This window comes from Streptomyces sp. NPDC027663 (genome assembly GCF_055566415.1).
The window spans coordinates 43,853-61,289 of record NZ_JBVHSK010000005.1 but is presented as its reverse complement, the minus strand read 5'-3'; the positions used below and the strand labels follow the sequence as shown (position 1 = coordinate 61,289).

The window sequence follows — 17,437 nt, the reverse complement described above, 5'->3', positions numbered from 1 at the left end:
GTCACGCCGCCAGCGCGCCCGGCATCACCGCCCGCGGTCCGAACCTGGCCCGCGCGCGGTCCGCGACCTCCTCGATCCGGCGGACCTTGTCGTCCACGGGGTCGAAGGTGAGCTGGTAGGAGGCCTGGTCGGCGGGGTCCAGGCCCTCGGCGCGCAGGGCGAGCGCGCGGACCCGGGCGCGCTGCAGGCCGAGCGCCTCGTACATGCCGTAGGCCGCCTTCGTCAGGGCCGCCGAGTGCGCGGTCGGCTCCTTCAGGGTGCGGCTGCGGGTGGTCGAGGAACGGTCGGCGTACCGCACGGTGAGGGTCAGGGTGCGGCAGACCTTCTCCACCGCGCGCAGCCGGGCGCCGATCTCCTCGGCGGCCGACAGCAGCGCCCTGCGGTGCCGGCCGGGATCCAGCTCGTCGATGCCGAAGGCCCGTTCCGTCACCACCGACCGGGCGACGGCGTTCGGGACGACCCGGCCGCGGTCGATGCCGCTCGCCTTCTCGCGCAGCTCCCGGCCCGCCTTCGCGCCGATCAGCCGCTGGAGCGTGGACAGCGGCGCGGCGGCGACCAGGCCCAGGGTGTCCAGGCCGTACTCGTTCAAGATGCGGGCGGTCGCCGTGCCGACGCCGGGCAGCGCGGACACCGGCCGCTCGGCGAGGAAGTCCGCGATGCCGTCCGGGTCCTCGGGCACCGCGCAGGTCACCCCGGGCCGGGCGTCGCGCAACGCCACGCGGGCCAGCATCGGTCCGGGAGCGGCGCCGGTCACGCAGTCGACGCCGTACCGCGCGAGGGCCCGCACCCGGATCACCGAGGCCAGCTCCACCGCGCTGCGCCCGAAGTACCGCTCGGCGCCGCGCAGATCCGCCAGCGCCCCGTCCGGCGGCAGCGCCTCCACGACCGGCGTGAACTCCTCGAGGAGGCCGAGCAGGCCCGGGAGGGCCTGCTCGTACATCGGCGGCAGCTGGAAACGTACGCAGAGAATGGTCATCCCGCACTCCCCGGACTCTGGTGCCACAACTTGCGTATCGCCGCGGGCCCTTGCGCGGCGTCCTCGCCCGCGGGCCGCAGATCGGCCCAGGGGTGCATCTCGTACCCCGTGGGCATGCGGATCGTCCGGGCCTCCATCGGGTCACGGGCCGCGGAGCCGGCCGGTGCGGGCAACCCGTCGGAACCGGCGAGCCGGGTCCGGGAGGGACCGCCGTCGCCTCCCGCCGAAGGCCCGTCCCCGGCCGGGCCGGCGGCTCCGGCCAGCCGGGCCGCGACCCCGTCGAGTCCCTCCTCGTCCCGCACGCCGACCAGTTCGGCGAGGTTCCAGGCGGCGGAGCCGACCACACTGAGGCTGCGCGGGCCGCGCCGCTGCACCACTCCGCGCACCAGCAGCAGCCAGGAGTGGAAGACGGTGTGGGCGCAGGCGTCGTGCGAGTCGTCGAAGAACGCGAGGTCGACCAGGCCCGTGCCGTCGTCCAGGGTGGAGAAGATGACCCGCTTGCCGGAGCGGATCGGCGGGGTCTGGGTGGCCGCCTTGGCGCCCGCGACCAGCACGGTCTCGCCGTGCCGGGCCTCGCGCAGCCGGCGCGCGGAGACCACGCCCAGTTCCTCCAGGAACTCCCGGTGGTCGTCCATCAGATTGCGCGAGGCGTCCATGGACAGCACGCCCAGCTCGGCGCTGAGCTTCTCCGCCGACGTCAGGTCCGGCAGGCCGGCCGGTGCGGTCTTCCGGCCGCCCGCCATCGGGAGCTGTCCCCCGCCGCCGCCCCGGGCGCCCCGGTGCAGCTCGGTCAGGTGCAGTTGCAGGTCACGCCGGTTGGCGCCGAACGCGTCCAGCGCGCCCACCTGGGCGAGGCGTCCCGCCAGCGGCCGGCTGGGCCGGGCCCGCTCCCAGAAGTCCACCAGCGAGGCGTACGGCTGCCCGTCCGCGATCCGCTTCGCCTCGGCCTCGCTGATGCCGTGCACGTCGGACAGGGCGAGCCGCAGCCCCCACACCTCCGGTGATTCAGACACCAGTTCGATCCTGTGTGCGACCCCGGACACGTTGACGTCCAGCGGCAGGATCGGCACCCCGCGCCGCCGGGCGTCGGCCAGCAGCAGCCGCTTCGGGTACATCCCGGGGTCGTGCGTGAGCAGCCCCGCGTAGAAGGCGGCAGGGTGATGCGCTTTCAGCCAGGCCGACTGATAGGTGGGCACGGCGAAGGCGACGGCGTGCGCCTTGCAGAAGCCGTACGACCCGAAGGCCTCCACGATCTCCCAGGTCCGCTGGATCGTCTCCGCGTTGTACCCCCTGGCCGCGGCCTGCTGTGCGAACCACACCTTGATCCGCCCCTGCGACTCCGGGTCGGACAGCCCGCGCCGCACCCGGTCGGCCTCGCCCCGGCCGCAGCCGGTCATGACGGCGACGATGTCGATGACCTGCTCGTGGAAGACGACGACCCCGTACGTCCCCTTCAGCGGCTCCTCCAGATCCGGGTGCGGACAGCGCACCGGCGCCCGCCCGTGCCGCGCCTCGATGAAGGGCCGCACCATGTCGGCGGCGACCGGCCCGGGCCGGAAGAGGGAGATGTCGACGACCAGGTCGTGGAAGGTGCTCGGCTGCAGCCGGCCCACCAGGTCCCGCTGTCCCGGCGACTCGATCTGGAAGCACCCCAGCGTCTCGGTGGACCGGATCAGCCGGTACGTCTCCGCGTCCCCGGCCGGCACCGCGTCCAGCTCGATCCGCTCCCCGGTCGCCCGCTCCACCTCGGCGACCGCATGGGCCATCGCCGACTGCATCCGCACGCCCAGCACGTCCAGCTTGAGCAGCCCGAGGTCCTCCACGTCCTCCTTGTCGAACTGCGACATGGGCAGCCCCTCACCGCTGGTCGGCACCACCGGCGTACGGGCGAGCAGGGAGGCGTCGGACAGCAGCACCCCGCACGGATGCATGGCGATCCCGCGCGGCAGGGCGTCGAGCGCCTCCACCAGCTCCCACAGCCTGCCGTACTTCTCCTTCTCCCCCGCGAGCCGCTTCAGCTCGGGCAGTTCCGCCAGCGCCGCACGGGCGTCACGCGCCCGGATGTGCGGGAACGACTTGGCCACCCGGTCGATCTCGGCCGGGTCCATGGACAGCGCGGCACCCACGTCACGGATCGCGTGCCGCACCCGGTAGGTCTCCGGCATGGAGACGGTCGCCACCCGCTCCTCGCCGAACCGGCCGATGATCGCCCGGTACACCTCGAGCCGCCGCGCGGACTCCACATCGATGTCGATGTCGGGCAGCACGACGCGTTCCTTGGACAGGAAGCGTTCCATCAGCAGCCCGTGCTCGACCGGATCGGCATGCGCGATCCCGAGCAGATGGTTGACGAGCGAGCCGGCCCCGGAGCCACGCGCGGCCACCCGGATCCCCATCTCCCTCACGTCATCGACGACCTGTGCGACCGTCAGGAAGTAGGAGGCGAACCCGTGGTGGGCGATGATGTCCAGCTCATGGTGCATCCGCTCCCAGTACGCGCGCCGGGTGCCGTACCCGAGCCGCAGCATCCCGGCCGTCGCCCGCGAGGCGAGCGCCCGCTGCGCGGTGCGCCGGCCGGCGCCGACGAGGTGCGGCTCGGGGAAGTGGACGGTGCCGATGCCCAGGCCGCCCTCGGGGTCGACCCGGCACTCGGCGGCCACGGCCAGGGTCTGCTCCAGCAGCCGGTGAGCGGTGTCCCTCCGGTACCCGGCGGCCTCCACGACCCGCTCGGCGACCTGCAGCATGGCCGGCGCGTCCTTCAGCCAGGCCTCGCCGGAGTCCAGCTCCCCGCGGGGGTCGATCGGCACCAGGCGCCGAGCGGCATCCAGCACATCGGCGACCGGCCCCTGCCCGGGGTCGGCATACCGGACGGCATTGCTGAGCACCGGCCGGACCCCCTGCTCGGCGGCGAACCCGACGGTACGGGCGGCGAGCCGCAGGGAACCGGCTCCGGTACCCGTACGACCGTGCCAGACGGCCTCCAGCCGCAGCGCGTCACCGTGGACCTCGCGCCACGAATCCAGCAGGGCCGCCGCCCGGTCGGGCCGCCCGGCTGCCAGCGCACGCCCCACGTCCGACCCCGGCCCGAGCAGTACCACCAGACCGTCCCCCTGGTTCTCGGCCCAGGGAAGCAGCGGAGTCCCCTCACCCGCATGTGCCGCGGAGACCAGTCGGCACAGACCGGCCCACCCGCGGGCACCGTCCCGGGCGAGGAAGGTCACCCGGGGGGCCGACTCGTCCACGAAGGCACCGCCGCGCACCGGCGTCCGCCGCCGGTCGGGCCGCACGGCCTCCCTCGCCGCCACCGCCAGGTCCACCCCGAACAGCGGACGGACGCCCACCCGGGCACAGGCCTTGGCGAAGCGCACCGCGCCGGCGAGGGTGTCGCGGTCGGTCAGGGCGAGGGCGTCCATGCCCCGCTCCGAGGCGCGCTCGGCCAGCCGCTCCGGATGGGACGCCCCGTACCTCAGGGAGAACCCGGAGACGGTGTGCAGATGCGCGAAGCCCGGCACACGCACCTCCCGCACTCGTGAGTCCCGAACGACTCTCGAACATCAGTTCCAACTTCCCCGCCTCCACCATACCCCCATTCTCGAACGTGTGTACGACATCTGCGACACGGTCTCCCACCTGCGCAAACCCCTCCACGACGCCGCAGCACGAGCCGCACACCCGGCTTCCGCGGCCGACGCCCGCCACCCCTGCCCGCCCGGCCCCACCACCCCGGCCCTCACCGCCCGACGTCCGACGCCCGCCCTCCGACGTCCAGCAGAACGAAAGCCTCGTCCCGGACAATCCATGACGAGGCTCCACAAGCAGATGAATCAGTCGATCTGCGACCCCGTGGCGGACAGCGCCTCGGTCACCGGCTGGAAGAACGTCTCCCCGCCGGTGGTGCAGTCACCGCTCCCCCCGGAGGTCAGCCCGATGGCATCGCTCCCGGAGAACAGCGAGCCACCGCTGTCCCCGGGCTCGGCGCACACGTCGGTCTGGATCAGACCGCCGACCGTGCCCTCGGAGTAGTTCACGGTGGCGTCCAGGCCGGTGACCGTGCCGGAGTGCACCTGGGCGGTCGAGCCGCTGCGGGTGACCTTCATGCCCACGGTCGCCTCGGCGGCCCCGGTGGTCTTCTGGACGGAGCCGTCATAGAGGTCGGCCTCGCTGGGGTGGTCCACCTGAGCCGTGTACTTGACCAGGCCGTAGTCGTCGCCCGGGAAGCTGGACTGCTCGTTCGTGCCGATGGCCTTGCCGGAGGAGTCCGACCAGCTGGAGACGGCCTCGGTGCAGTGCCCGAGCACACAAGGCCGCCTTCAGGACGCGCGCAGGGCGGGCTTACGCGCCCCTTCCTCGCTGCAAACTACGCACAAGTAACCACACCCACCCGTCAGGCATGGCCGAGAACCGACGCCCAGGAGTGTGAATGCGGCAGCACGAAGCCCCCGCACGCGACGCGCGTGCGGGGGCTCGACGCTGCCGACTGCGGCACTGTCAGGGCAGGGTGACACCGTAGTAGCTCAGCGCCTCGGTCACCGGCTGGAAGAAGGTCGTGCCGCCGGAGCTGCAGTTGCCGCTGCCTCCGGAGGTCAGACCGTAGGCGGTGGACCCGGCGTAGAGCGGACCGCCGCTGTCGCCGCCCTCGGCGCAGACCGTGGTCTGGATCAGGCCGTAGACGATGTCACCGCCGCCGTAGTTGACGGTGGCGTTGAGCGCGGTGACCCGGCCGCTGTGCGTGCCCGTGGTCGACCCGCGCCGGTAGACGGTCGTCCCCACGGACGGGGTGGCCGCACGGCTGATGGTCTGGCTGCCGACCGCGCTGGGGTGGGCGATCGAGGAGTTGGTGTAGCGGACCAGTGCGAAGTCGTTGCCCGGGAAGCTGTAGCCGACATTGGTGCCGAGCACCGTCGTCTTGCTGGAGTTGGCGTACCAGGTCGAGGCGACCTCGCCGCAGTGGCCGGCGGTCAGGAAGTAGTAGGTGCTGCCGCTGTGCACGTTGAAGCCGAGAGAGCAGCGGTACTGACCGCCGTAGATGGCGTCGCCGCCGGTGATCAGCTTGTTGAACTTACCGGGGGTGTGCTTGATGGTGAGCGCGCCCGCGTCCGCACCGGCCTGCTTCTTGATCTTGTTGATCTCGGCCTTGGACACGGTGCTGTCGACAGTGACGACGACTCGGTTCAACTTGCCGTCCACCGCCCAGGCCGTACCGCCGATGTCGGCCTTGAGCAGGGCGTCGCTCGCCTTGGTGAGCTGGGCGGCGCTGAACGTGTGGGCGTCGCTGGCGTTCGCGGTGGGGGCGGCGAACGCGGCTGCGGCCAGGAAGCCGGCGGCCACGGCGGTCAGCCGGGTCCGTCTAGCAGTGCCTCTGCGGGGAGTTGTGCGCTTGTTCCTCACGTTTCGTTCCCTCCAAGGGAAGTCGGGGGCCCGCGTGGGGTCGGGGCCGGTGAGGCGCAGCCAGGAGCCGACCGGATGTGAATACGCATGCCCCTGACAAGCGCTGAGGGGGAGTATTCGGCCGAACGGCCGGTCGGCACAAGGGTGCCTTTCGGCCGTCGCCCCGGAACCACCCGAAAGCAGCAGCGTGCACCGGCGTACCATGCCCGCCCGCGCCCGCACCCCACGTCAGAGCGGCTTGCGCTCCCCCGCCTCGATCGCCGTGCCCGACGTGTCGCCGGAGCCGGTCGCCGGAGACGTGCCGGCCGGCCACGGACAGGCCGTCGGCCTCGCCGGCGGTCGGCACCCCTGCGTCCTCTTTGCGCCACCCACGTCCCGGGAATGTCCGGAAGTCGCCCTTCCGGATGAGCCTCCGCCCCGTGCGTACCGGTCAGCGCGAGCGGTCCTCGGCGGCCGTCGCCTCGCGGTCGCGCGAGCGGCCCTTTTCGAGTGAGGCGCTCAGGAAGGCCAGCACCGCCCGGGCGGTCGCGTCGTTCTGCCGGAACGCGGGTCCGCCGGTGCGGGGGCGGGTGAAGGCGCCCGGAGTGCGGGTGTCGGTGTACGGGCCGAGGGCGAAGCGCCGGGGGTGCGGGCGCCCGGCGCCGTCGAGGATCCGGCCGTCGTGGGGGTCGACCCGGAGCAGGCCGCCGGGGGTCGCGGCGGCGCCGTCGGCGTGCAGCTCCCGCAGCAGGCTGTCCCTGGCACGGGCGACGGTGGGTTCGGGCAGCCGGGCCTCCACCAGCGCCCGGGCCGCGACGGAGAAGCCCGGCACGGTGGGGCTGGCGGCCCGGAACACCCCGTCCTCGGCGGTGACGGACATGTCGGCCCCGACGAATCTGAGCAGACCGGCCCGGGACAGTGCGAGCATCTGCCGCAGCCGGGGCCCGGGCGGCCCGGACGCCAGGTAGCTGAAGAACCCGTGCCACCAGGGCCCGATGTCCCCGAGCCGCACGAGCTGCCCGTAGACGGAGAGCAGGGCGAGGAAGACTCCCAGGTCCGGGCTGTGGGCGGGGTCGTGCCGGCGGGTCAGGTCGGCCTCGATGTAGCCCCTGAGCCCTTCCTGGAAGTCCTCGTGCGAGGCGTACCGCAGGCCGTCCAGCGGGTGGTCGAGCGCGGCGAGGTCGAGCCGGTCGGCCGGGTCCGGTACGGCGGCGGCGACCAGCGCCTGGGTCTCGGCGGGGTCACCGGCCGCCGCGTACTTCTCCTCGAAGTCGGCCCAGGCCATCGCGGTACGCCCGGGGTGGGCGGTGAACAGCCGGTGATAGTGGGCGAAGCCCAGCTCCTTCTCGACCAGGGGCCACACATCGTGCCGGAAGTCGAACCTTCCCCCGTTCCCGGCTTCGCCCGAACCGGCAGACCCCCATGGCCGGGCGAGCAGTTGGTCCACCTCCGCGGGGCCCAGGAAGCGGGGCAGCGGGGGCCGGCCGCCGGTCCAGTCGTAGCCGATCTTCGAGTGGTACGGCACTCCGCGCCGGGAGCCGGCGTACAGCACCGGCTCCCGGCCCGAGGGGACGTACGCGTCCCCCTCGTACCGCCCGCCGCGCCCCTCCGTGAGCAGCACCATCAGGTCCACGAAGGCCAGCCCGAAGCCGCGGACGAGGACGGGTTCGCCGGGCCGCAGCGACGAGAGGTCGCTGTCGGCGGTGAAGTCGGGCGGCAGGTGCACGAGCCCGTGTTCCCGGGCGTACGCTGCCAACTCCGCCTGCTCCGCGTCGGGTTCGCCGTCCAGGTGCCCCAGGGCGAGGATCACCAGATCGGCCAGGAGCGGGCGCGCGCGGCCCTCCAGCCACACCTGCTGGCGGCCCTCGCGCGGTCCGCCGACGCGCAGGGCGCGCCGGGGGTGGTGGTGGACGGTGACGTTCGGGGGCAGGTCGGCGAGGGCTCTTTCGTAGACCCAGCGCAGATAGCGGCCCTGGAGCTGCCGGTCGGGGAAGGTACGGCCGTCCAGCCCTGCCCACTCGTGCAGGGTCGGTCCTTCGCGCACCGGGCCGTCCATGGTCACCGTCTCGTCGGTGAACATGGTGACGTCCTCGGCCTGCGAGTTCATCCACAGCAGCGGTGACTGGGTCTGCCGCCAGATGCGTCCGCCGCCCGGCGCATGGGGGTCGACCAGGTGGATGTCGAGGCCCGGACCGGCGTACATCCCGGGCGCGTTGGCGGCGAGGCGTTCGATGATGCCGGTCCCCCGCGGCCCGGCTCCCACGATCACCAGCTGCTGCCTCATCGGGCGTACTCCGCGCCGCGCGCGTCGTGCTTCTCGACGTAGTGCCGGCCGGTGCCGAGCAAGGAGGTGACCACGGAGTACCAGAAGGCGGCGACCGTCAGCAGCGGGATCACCTGGTGGGTGCGGTGATGGATCGACCGGGCCGGGAACAGCAGGTCGTTGACGGCTTTCCCGGGCAGGACGAGGACGGCTGCGGCTGCCGCCCACTGGCCGTAACGGCGCCGCGGGACGAGGCGCGGGAGGTCCGCGGGCTCGGGTGTCCGCGCTGCGGTGGGGATTTCGGCAAGGGTGTCTGATGACATGCGAAGGCTCCGTGACGCGAGAAATCGTCGGAACGGGTGATGCCTTCACACGGGCGCGCAGCACGGCGCGGACACGGCCGAGCCCCTCAGCAGGGCCGTACACCGAGAGTACGGGGGCGTTTCGGTCCGCTGTCAAGGCTGTCCGGAGTGTGAGCCGTACGTCTCAAGCCAGTTGACGCGGAACCGGATGCCTGTTCCACTTGGCCCATGCATCCACAGCAGTGGCTGGTCACGCGCTCCCACATCGACTTCGGTCGCGTGTGGTCCTCTTCCTGTTGAGCTGACCCCCTGCCGCGCGCCTGCCCTTCCGGCGGGCGTCCTCGCATTCTGCTGTTGCCGCCTTCACACGCGCCCCCTCCCCTCGCGTTTCCGTACTCCCTTCAGCTCCAGGAGACCGCTTCCCGATGCGTACGCCTGCCCATCGTCGTTTCGTACCGTTCGCCGCCATCACCGCGGCCGCTCCGTTTCTCACCGCCTGCGGCGCCGGTTCCTAGCACCCGTCACAAGGGCAGCAGCAGTCACAGCCGTCGCAGCAGCCGGGGCAAGAGCAGTCGCACCACTGACAGCAGCCGTTCCGCTTCTTGCGGGACCACGGCCCCTCGTACTCCTCGGCGCAGCACATCTTGCAGGTGCAGAACACCGCGAAGAACGCCCCGCAGCCCGCCCAGAAACCACGCCGCCCCTTGGCGGGCCCGGGTTCGAATCCTCCACCGAAACCGCCACCGCCCCCGCCACCGCTCCCGCCGGAGCCCGCACCTGCGCCGAAGCCGACACCGCCCCCGGCATACGGGTTCCCGCCCGCGTACGGCCCACCGGCATACGGGTTCCCGCCCGCGTACGGCCCCCCGGCATACGGGTTCCCGCCCGCGTACGGCCCCCCGGCACCCTGCGGATTCCCGCCGGCGTACGGCCCTTGGGACACCCCGGCACCGTACGGCCCCTGCGGCACGGCCCCCGGCTGGTGCGCGGAGCACACCGGTGCCGTGCCGAACGCCCGGTCCACCGAGCGCCGCAGTTCGTGGACGAGGAGGAGATGGACGAGCCTGCCGTCGCCGAACTCGGCCGCGCGCAGGGCGAGCCGGATGCCGTGCAGGGCGTCGTCGGCGAGCCGGCGTGCCTCGGTGAGGGAGGTGCCGGTGGCGGTGAGCGGGTTCCAGGCGCCCGACACCGCGTCACGCTGCCGGTCCTCCACGGCGTCGAGCAGATGCGCGAGCCGTCCGAAGAACCGTCCGGCCTCCGCCAGCGGCTCGGCGTTGCCCGGCCGCCCGGCCAGCATCGCGGTGTGCGCGAAGGCGGCGGCCGTCGCCGTCTCGGTCGGTTCGGTGACCGTCAGGACCGGGGTGCCGGGCCCGGCCAGGGTCTCGATGCCGAGCTGCCGGTCGACGGCGTCGACCAGGACGCCGGTGTCGAAGCCGACCGCCGCCCCGCTGTGCTCGCCCGCCCGGCCCCAGCTCGCGGCGACCCGGCGAGCGGCGGCGGCGACGGGCCTGCGGGCCAGCAGTCCGTCCCGGTCGGCGACGTGGTCGCGCACCTTCGCCGAGGCGAGCACCAGCGAGACGGCGGCGGCGAGCCGCGCCCCCTCCCCCTGTGCGACGGACGCGGTCCGCATGCCGCGCAGCGCACACGGCCCGGCCGTGCGGCGAGCACCGCCCACCGGGCCGGTCTGCGCCTCCGTCAGAACCGAGATGAGAAGCCCGTCGTAATTTGTGACAATTCTTGCGAGCTGCCCGTGGTCACGGCGCAGGGCGAGGCAGAGCCCGCACAAGTGCGCCATCCAGTCGGCCTTGAGGCTCTCGCCGAGCCGGTGGGCGCAGGGTCTGACGATTCCGAACACAACATCCCCCGTACTGTGGTACGACGTTGGGATTCACCCATACGCCCCGGGCTTCACCCGTCCGCCGCGTACAATCATATTTCACTCTCAGTCAGCAGCCGTATGAGTCGCGACCCTTGGGGCACAAGGACTCTCGACGGATCGACTGTGCACCAGTACCGTCACAAACCCCCCGCGCGGCGTCTATCCACTTGGCGCGCCGTCCGCATCATGGATGACCATAGGGATGCGGAAAGCAAGAAGGACCGCTGTGAGAGGAGGCGTCCATGGGATCGGTACGCAAGGCGAGTGCGTGGCTCGGCCTCGTCGACGACAACGATGACGAGCGCTACTACGACGACGACTACTCCGAGGGCACCGAGTCCGGAGACGCCTGGGTCACCGACCCACGGGTGAAGGTGGCCACGGACACGGCCGAGGAGAAGGGCCGCCGGATCGGCACGGTCACCCCGGACAGCTTCCGGGACGCCCGCGCCATCGGCGAGCTGTTCCGGGAAGGTGTCCCGGTCGTCGTGAACCTCACCGGCATGGAGCCGGGCGACGCCAAACGGGTCGTGGACTTCGCGGCGGGACTGACCTTCGGCCTGCGCGGCACGATCGAGCGGGTGGCGAACCGCGTCTTCCTGCTGACGCCCGCGAACACGGAGATCGTCAGCGGCGAGCCCGCGCGGCACCGCGAGGACGGCTTCTTCAACCAGAGCTGAGGCAGGGCCGCGCACCGGCCCTGCCCCCTTCGACCGGACTCACCGGAAGGCGTCGAGCCCGGTGAGCGCCTTGCCCAGCACGAGCTGGTGCATCTCGACGGTGCCCTCGTAGGTGAGCACCGATTCCAGGTTGGTCGCGTGCCGCATCACCGGGTACTCCAGGGAGATCCCGTTGGCACCGAGGATCGTCCGCGCCGTACGGCAGATCTCGATGGCCTCGCGGACATTGTTCAGCTTGCCGAAGCTGACCTGCTCGGGACGCAGCCGGCCGGCGTCCATCCGCCGCCCCAGATGGTGGGCGAGCAGAATCCCCTTGTGCAGTTCGACCGCCATGTCGGCGAGCTTGGCCTGGGTGAGCTGGAAGCCGCCGATGGGCCGCCCGAACTGCTCCCGCGACTTCGCGTAGTCGAGCGCCGCCTCGAAGCTGCTGCGTGCGGCGCCCATCGCGCCCCAGACGATGCCGTAGCGGGCGTGCGACAGACAACTGAGCGGTCCGCGCAGGCCGGCACCCTCGGGCAGGACCGCGGTGGCGGGCAGCCGTACGTCGTCCAGGACCAGCTCGCTGGTGACGGAGGCGCGCAGGGACCACTTGTGCTTGATCTCCGGTGCCGAGAAGCCGCGCGCGTCGGTGGGCACGACGAAGCCGCGGATGCCCTCCTCGGTCTGCGCCCAGACGACGGCGACCCCGGCGACCGAGCCGTTGGTGATCCACATCTTGCGGCCGTTGAGGACCCAGTCCCCCCCACCGTCCCGCTTGGCGTGGGTGCGCATGGAGGCGGGGTCGGAGCCGTGGTCGGGCTCGGTCAGGCCGAAGCAGCCGATCACCTCGCCGGCGGCCATCCGCGGCAGCCACTGCTCCTTCTGCTCCTCGCTGCCGAACCGGTGGATGGCGTACATCGCGAGGGAGCCCTGCACGGAGACCAGCGACCGGATGCCCGAGTCGGCCGCCTCCAGTTCGAGACAGGCCAGTCCGTACTGCACGGCCGTCGCGCCCGCGCAGCCGTACCCGGTGAGGGACATCCCGAGGGCGCCCAGGGAGCCGAGTTCCCGGGCGAGGTCCCGGATCCCGGGCAGCTCGCCCTTCTCGTACCAGTCGGCGACGAAGGGCAGTACGCGGTCGGCCGCCCAGCTGCGGACGGTGTCCCGGACGGCCAGGTCCTCCGGCTCCAGGAGGTCGTCGATCCCGAGCGGGTCGGCGGCATCGAACGGGGGCAGCTTCGCGGACGCGGACATGGAACACCCTCCGGGACACGGGACACGGACTCGGGCGAAACTAGCAGCGCTAGTTACGGCTCTCCGGCCGACGTTACGGTGCAGTCTCCCGCACGTCCAGAGGAGGTCAGGCGGTGACCCGCGACGACCCGGCGGCCACTTCCGCATCCCGCGGCTTCCCGGCCGCCGCCTCCGCGTCCCACGACTTCCCGGCCGCCGCCTCCGCGTCCCTGGGCGCCGGCAGTACCGGCTCGCCCGCGGCGGGTTCCTCGCCGCACTGCATGATCCGGGGCAGCCGCAGCGCCATCCCCGCGCCCAGCAGCAACAGGCCCGCGCTCACCAGCAAGGTCACGTGCAGGCCGTGCACGAAGGAGTCCTGTGCCGCCCGGCGCAGGGCGTCCCCGGCGGTCCCGCCGAGGCGTCCGGCGACCTCGTAGGCCTCGCCGAGCGAGTGGCCCGCCGCGTCCGACGCGTGCGGAGGCACGCCCGGCACGGACCGCAGTCCGGGGGCGTAGGCCGCGTTCATCACGCTGCCCAGCAGCGCGATGCCGATACCGGCGCCGAGTTGGTACGACGTCTCGCCGATCGCCGCCGCGCCGCCGGCCTGGTCCGCGGGAGCCTCGCTGAGCATCGACTCGTACGCACCGAAGAGCGTGGTCTCCAGGCCGAAGCCCAGCAGCACGAACCCGGCGAGCAGCAGCGGGGCGTTGTCGGTGCCGCCCATCGCGGTGAGGGTCAGCACCGCGGCCGCCGTCAGACAGAACCCGAAGCACACCATCCGGCGCGGTCCGAAGCGGCGCAGCATGCGGGCGCCGGCCAGGCCCGCCGCCATGGCCGCGACGGTCAGCGGCAGCAGCCTCAGACCGGTCTGCAACGGCGACAGGCCGAGCACCAGCTGCAGGTACTGGGCGGCGATCAGCTCCAGGCCGACCAGGGCGAGCATGGCCAGCACGATGCAGCCGACCGAGGTGCTGAACGCGGGCCGGCGGAACATCCGCAGGTCCACCAGCGGGTGCCGGTGCCGTCGCTGGCGCCGCACGAAGAAGAAGAGGAGCGCCGCGCCGGCCAGCAGCGGCAGCAGGGTGAACGGGCTCGTCGCCGTTTCACCGCCGCCGAGCCGCTTGACGCCGAGGACGGCCCCGAAGAGCCCGGCCGCCGCCGTCAGCGCGCCGCTCACGTCCCACGGTCCGTCGCGGTCGCCACGGGACTCGGGCAGCAGGATCCGGCCGACCGGCAGGCTGACCAGCATCAGCGGGATGTTGATCAGGAAGACCGCACCCCACCAGAAGTGCTCCAGCAGGAACCCGCCGAGCAGTGGTCCCACCGCCGCGCCGACCGCCGCCACCGCACTCCAGATACCGATGGCGAGGGCGCGCTCGCGCCGGTCGGGGAAGACCAGGCGGAGGATCGACAGCGTCGCGGGCATGATCATGGCGCCGCCGACGCCGAGCAGCGCGCGGGCCAGGATGAGCATCTCGGCGGTCTGCGCGAACGCGGCCACGGCGGAGGCGACACCGAACAGGCCGTAGCCGAGCAGCAGGACGCGTCTGCGGCCGACCCGGTCGCCGAGGGTGCCGAAGAGGATCAGCAGCGAGGCGCAGACCAGCGGATAGACGTCGACGATCCAGAGCAGTTCTACGGCGCCGGGCCTGAGGTCCTCGGTGACGGCGGGGACCGCCACATGCAGCACGGTCGCGTCCAGGGCGACCAGCAGCAGGCTCACGCAGAGGACGACGAGGACGACCCAGCGGTTGGCACCGGCCCCGGCCGTCCGACGGCGCGGCCGTACGGCAGCCGTGGTCGTCCCGGACATGTACGTACCTCCCAGATGATCCCTCGCGTGGGGCGGACCGACGGGGTGGGGACTCCCTGTCGTACGGCCGGAGAGGAGCGGTGTCTCCGGCCCGCGCGAACCCACGCGGGTGACTCGTCAGCGTACGCGAGTTCACCGCGCGGTCACGTGGCGGACCTCTCACACGCACGAGGGAACCCATGTGGCGTACGCCACGTCGCCCTCTCTTGACCACGCCCCGGTGGCCGGTCCGGTTCTCCGCGCCGTCGATAATCGAGCCCGTGACCGAACTTGCAACGCGCGTGGCACCCCCGCACGCCCCCCTTCTGCGCCGGGCCGCTCCGGCTCTTGCGGGCTATGCGGCGGTGCGCGTCTTCGCGCTCGCCGTGCTGGCGGTGTGGAGCACCGCACGCGGCAAGAGCGCGTACACCTTGCTGACCGCCCGCTGGGACTCGCTTTGGTACGCGCGGGTCGCGGAGCTGGGCTACGGCTACGAGGTACGGCTGCCGAACGGGGACGTCCACTCCAACCTGGCGTTCTTTCCACTGCTGCCGGGGCTGGAGCGGCTGCTGCACACGGTCACGCCGCTGTCGTACGCGAGCGCCGGCTTCGTGGTGAGCCTGCTGGCGTCGCTGGCCGCAGCGGCCGGCGTCTTCGCGGTCGCGGACCGGGTCTACGGCCCCCGGGTGGGCACCTGTGCGGTGCTGCTGTGGGCGGTGCTGCCGGTCGGGATCGTGCAGTCGATGGCGTACAGCGAGTCGCTCTTCACGGCGCTGGCGGCCTGGTCGCTGTACGCGGTACTGACCGGGCGATGGGTGAGTGCCGGCGTGCTGGCCGCGCTGGCGGGGCTCACCCGGCCGGTGGGGGCGGCGGTGGTCGCCGCGGTGTGGGTGGCGGGCGTGGTCTCGTTCGTGCGAGAGCGCAGCGCGAAACGCACGCCGGGCGCAGGTGACGACGAACACGCCCCCGGCGCACTGCCCGTCACACGAGCCCCTCTTTTCCCAGCAGGCGCATGTGACACCCCGTACGCCCCCGTCCCGCGCCGTGCGCTGGGCTTGTTGCTCGCTCCGCTCGGCGCCGCCGGGTACGTCCTCTGGGTCGGCCGGCGCACCGGCAAGGGCCCGCTCGGTTATCTGGACGTCCAGGCCGGATGGCGCAACGGTTTCGACGGGGGCTACGCCTTCGCCTGTTTCGTGGCCGACAAGTTCACGTCATTTCCGTCGGCGCTCGCCGGGCTCGGCCTGATCATCGGCGTCGCCCTGCTGATCTGGCTGTACGTCAGCGGGGTCCGCGGGCGGCAGCCGGTCGAACTGCTGGTGTACACGGGTGTGGTGCTCGCGCTCGCCCTGTGCGCGTCGAGCTACTTCGGCTCCAAGCCCCGGCTGCTGATGCCGGCCTTCCCGGTGCTGCTGCCGCTCGCCTGCGCGCTGGCCCGACTGCGCACGTCCCGGTCCGCCCTGGTCACGGGCGCACTGGCGGTCGCGGCCGCGGTCTACGGGGCGTTCTGGCTGAACGGTTCCGGTCCACCATGATCGACTCGGTCGGCCGATGACGCCCCGGAGAATTCCGCCCAAGGCCAGGGTTAACGCATTCATAAGCGCCATATAAACAACACCCGGCATGATCAAAGGAATTGCCGGGGGCGGTGTCACCGGATTGCGGAAACACCGGAATTCGGGCCGCCCTTGAGAGGTTTCCCACATCACATCGTCATCACAAAGCCGCTGTTTCGACCGGGAACACAGCTCACTCGCTGTAACGTCGATTGGGTGCGTACCGAACGAAACCTCACCCGGCGTCTGGACCGGGTGTTCGCCAGGCTGGACCGTGAGCCGGAACGACCGGCTCACATCGATGTGCCGCGGATGAGCCGGCACCGGGTCGTGCTGTTCGCCGCGACCCTCGCCTTTTACCTGGCGATCGTCTGGGCCGTGGTGATCACCTCCTGGCTGGTCCGGCTCGACTGGCAGGTCATGTTCTTCCGGCCGTACCAGCAGTGGCCGTCCATCCACGCCTTCCTCGACTACTACGTGGTGCTCGGCCAGCGCGGCCCCACCGCCGTGATGGTCGCGGCCTGGCTCGGCTGGCGCTCCTGGCGGCAGCACACGCTCCGCCCGCTGCTCACCCTGGCGACCTCGCTGCTCCTGCTGAACATCACGGTCGGCGCCGCGAAGATCGGCATGGGGCGGCTCGGTCCGCACTACGCCACCGTGATCGGCTCGAACGAGATGGGCCTCGGCGGCGATATATTCCCCAGCGGGCACACCGCCAACGCGGTGGTGACCTGGGGAATCCTGGCGTATCTGGCCTCCACCCCGACAGCGCGCCGCTGGCTGTCGGCCCTCTCCGCGGTCGTCTCGCTCGGCGTCGGCCTCACCACCGTCTATCTCGGTACGCACTGGCTGAGCGACGTGTTGCTGGGCTGGGCCGCGGGCCTGCTGATCCTGCTCGCCCTGCCCTGGTTCGAGCCGCTGATCGCCAAGGCCGAGCTGTGGCTCTTCGACCTGCGCGACCGCTGGCGCGCCCGCCGCGGTCTGCCCGCGCCGGCCGTCCCGGTCACCGTGGTGCTCAAGCCGCGCACCACACCGGCGGAGCAGCCGGCACCGGCCCGCGAGCCGGTCTCCTCGACCCGGGCCTCCCGGGGCCCGGTGCACGTGTCCCCCGCACGGCACACGGCCCGTTCGGAACGCACCCCGGTCACTCCGGTCGGCAGCCGCCGCCCGCCGCACGCCGATCGTCTCCCGCGCGGTGCCTCCCAGCCCGCCCGTCCGCTGACGGGCGGCTGACGGCAGGAACGGGAACGGGACCGGTACGCACGGCCGTCCCGCACGGCGAAGGCCCCGTCTCCCGGAGGGAGGCGGGGCCTTCGCGTGCCGCGCCCGGTCTGCGGGGCGCGGGACGTACCGGCATGCGGCGGCGCCGCGTGGGCGCGACCGGCCACGGCGAAGCCGCACAGGACGAAGGGC

The 17,437-nt window shown here is 72.4% G+C and carries 11 protein-coding genes and 1 pseudogene; 3 read left to right on the top strand and 9 right to left on the bottom strand.

The annotated features are described in order from the left end of the window. Position 1: 1 nt before the first annotated feature. From ACZ4SF_RS15760 to ACZ4SF_RS15730, 7 genes and pseudogenes are all read right to left on the bottom strand, one after another. Positions 2-976, bottom strand: a complete 975-nt coding sequence (locus tag ACZ4SF_RS15760) for a DNA polymerase Y family protein (RefSeq protein ID WP_468383849.1) — start codon at positions 974-976, stop codon at positions 2-4. Continuing rightward, a complete protein-coding gene (locus tag ACZ4SF_RS15755) occupies positions 973-4,488 on the bottom strand; it encodes a DNA polymerase III subunit alpha (protein ID WP_468384834.1) in 3,516 nt (1,171 codons plus the stop codon). Before ACZ4SF_RS15755 ends, ACZ4SF_RS15760 begins: the two co-directional genes overlap by 4 nt. Before the next feature lie 312 nt (positions 4,489-4,800). Then, positions 4,801-5,268 (bottom strand): annotated as a pseudogene (locus ACZ4SF_RS15750) (S1 family peptidase); the annotation flags it as partial. A 196-nt stretch (positions 5,269-5,464) separates the two neighbouring features. Next, positions 5,465-6,364 carry a S1 family peptidase gene (locus tag ACZ4SF_RS15745; protein ID WP_468383846.1) on the bottom strand — a complete coding sequence of 300 codons (900 nt, stop codon included), beginning with the start codon at positions 6,362-6,364 and terminating at the stop codon, positions 5,465-5,467. A gap of 430 nt (positions 6,365-6,794) precedes the next feature. Beyond that, entirely contained in the window at positions 6,795-8,627 is a 1,833-nt protein-coding gene (locus tag ACZ4SF_RS15740) for an FAD/NAD(P)-binding protein (RefSeq protein ID WP_468383843.1), read from the bottom strand. Continuing rightward, positions 8,624-8,929 (bottom strand): hypothetical protein, encoded by a 306-nt coding sequence (locus ACZ4SF_RS15735; RefSeq protein ID WP_468383841.1) that lies wholly within the window; start codon positions 8,927-8,929, stop codon positions 8,624-8,626. The genes ACZ4SF_RS15740 and ACZ4SF_RS15735 overlap by 4 nt, the downstream gene beginning before the upstream one ends. A 490-nt stretch (positions 8,930-9,419) precedes the next feature. After that, on the bottom strand, positions 9,420-10,763 hold the full coding sequence (locus ACZ4SF_RS15730; protein ID WP_468383838.1) for a DUF5685 family protein: 1,344 nt from the start codon (positions 10,761-10,763) through the stop codon (positions 9,420-9,422). A gap of 266 nt (positions 10,764-11,029) precedes the next feature. Here ACZ4SF_RS15730 and ACZ4SF_RS15725 point away from each other — a divergent pair, with 266 nt between their 5' ends. Further along, on the top strand, positions 11,030-11,467 hold the full coding sequence (locus tag ACZ4SF_RS15725; protein WP_468383836.1) for a cell division protein SepF: 438 nt from the start codon (positions 11,030-11,032) through the stop codon (positions 11,465-11,467). 39 nt (positions 11,468-11,506) lie between these two features. Here ACZ4SF_RS15725 and ACZ4SF_RS15720 read toward each other — a convergent pair whose 3' ends face one another. Further along, complete coding sequence (locus ACZ4SF_RS15720) at positions 11,507-12,700, bottom strand: acyl-CoA dehydrogenase family protein (protein ID WP_468383834.1); 1,194 nt, start codon at positions 12,698-12,700, stop codon at positions 11,507-11,509. 106 nt (positions 12,701-12,806) lie between these two features. Next, a complete protein-coding gene (locus tag ACZ4SF_RS15715; RefSeq protein WP_468383832.1) occupies positions 12,807-14,492 on the bottom strand; it encodes an MFS transporter in 1,686 nt (561 codons plus the stop codon). 260 nt (positions 14,493-14,752) lie between these two features. Here ACZ4SF_RS15715 and ACZ4SF_RS15710 point away from each other — a divergent pair, with 260 nt between their 5' ends. Together ACZ4SF_RS15710 and ACZ4SF_RS15705 are read left to right on the top strand one after the other, a co-directional pair. Further along, complete coding sequence (locus tag ACZ4SF_RS15710; protein ID WP_468383829.1) at positions 14,753-16,003, top strand: glycosyltransferase family 39 protein; 1,251 nt, start codon at positions 14,753-14,755, stop codon at positions 16,001-16,003. Between the two features lie 237 nt (positions 16,004-16,240). Next, a complete protein-coding gene (locus ACZ4SF_RS15705; protein WP_468383827.1) occupies positions 16,241-17,257 on the top strand; it encodes a phosphatase PAP2 family protein in 1,017 nt (338 codons plus the stop codon). Positions 17,258-17,437: the final 180 nt, after the last annotated feature.

Bases quoted from the DNA above. Each gene is read 5' to 3' on its own strand.
- ACZ4SF_RS15760 (WP_468383849.1), bottom strand. From the start codon at position 976: ATGACCATTCTCTGCGTACGTTTCCAGCTGCCGCCGATGTACGAGCAG.
- ACZ4SF_RS15740 (WP_468383843.1), bottom strand. From the start codon at position 8,627: ATGAGGCAGCAGCTGGTGATCGTGGGAGCCGGGCCGCGGGGGACCGGC.
- ACZ4SF_RS15735 (WP_468383841.1), bottom strand. From the start codon at position 8,929: ATGTCATCAGACACCCTTGCCGAAATCCCCACCGCAGCGCGGACACCC.
- ACZ4SF_RS15725 (WP_468383836.1), top strand. From the start codon at position 11,030: ATGGGATCGGTACGCAAGGCGAGTGCGTGGCTCGGCCTCGTCGACGAC.
- ACZ4SF_RS15720 (WP_468383834.1), bottom strand. From the start codon at position 12,700: ATGTCCGCGTCCGCGAAGCTGCCCCCGTTCGATGCCGCCGACCCGCTC.
- ACZ4SF_RS15715 (WP_468383832.1), bottom strand. From the start codon at position 14,492: ATGTCCGGGACGACCACGGCTGCCGTACGGCCGCGCCGTCGGACGGCC.